This window comes from Mesorhizobium sp. Cs1321R2N1 (assembly GCF_037179725.1).
GTDB classification, from domain to species: domain Bacteria; phylum Pseudomonadota; class Alphaproteobacteria; order Rhizobiales; family Rhizobiaceae; genus Mesorhizobium; species Mesorhizobium salmacidum.
In genome coordinates this window covers 1-483 of the sequence record NZ_JAPYKP010000344.1, presented here as the reverse complement: position 1 = coordinate 483, position 483 = coordinate 1, and the positions used below count along the sequence as shown (strand labels likewise).

The 483-nt window shown below is 63.8% G+C and carries 1 protein-coding gene; it reads right to left on the bottom strand.

Annotated elements, in window-relative coordinates; all coding sequences use genetic code 11:
- On the bottom strand, positions 1 to 483 hold a 483-nt coding region (locus O7A61_RS32410), incomplete at both ends, for a hypothetical protein (protein ID WP_337133206.1).

Sequence of the window (483 nt, the reverse complement as noted above, 5' to 3'; positions counted from 1 at the left end):
CGAGCAGAAGCGGCTCAGCGCCGCCGTCACCTTGTCGGGCGAGGCGCGGTTCTCCTTGACCATGTCGATCATCTTCTTGGCGAGCGACTGGCTGATCATGCCGTGGCCGCACATGGTCGACAGGGCGAGCACGTGGCGGTTCGGCGCATTGTCCTGGATGCCCTCGAAGCCGAGCGAATATCCGACGCTGTGCCGCGTGATGCCGGCCGCCTTGCAGCAGTTCATCGCATTCTCGATCGAGGAGGAGATGTTGATGCTGAGGCCGAGGTCCTCCTCGACGATGCGCTGGACGAATGCCTCCGCATCCTCGCGTGTCGCGAACACGGCGGAATAGGTCGTCGGCTCGCCAAGGCCGTCCATCACCCTTTGGAAATCGGGCTTGGTCGGGCGCTTGGCGAAATGCTCCATCGCGTAGCTATGTTCGGTCGGCCGCGTGCCGCCGCCGTGGATCGCGTCGCCGATGTTCACCGGATTATAGTCGAG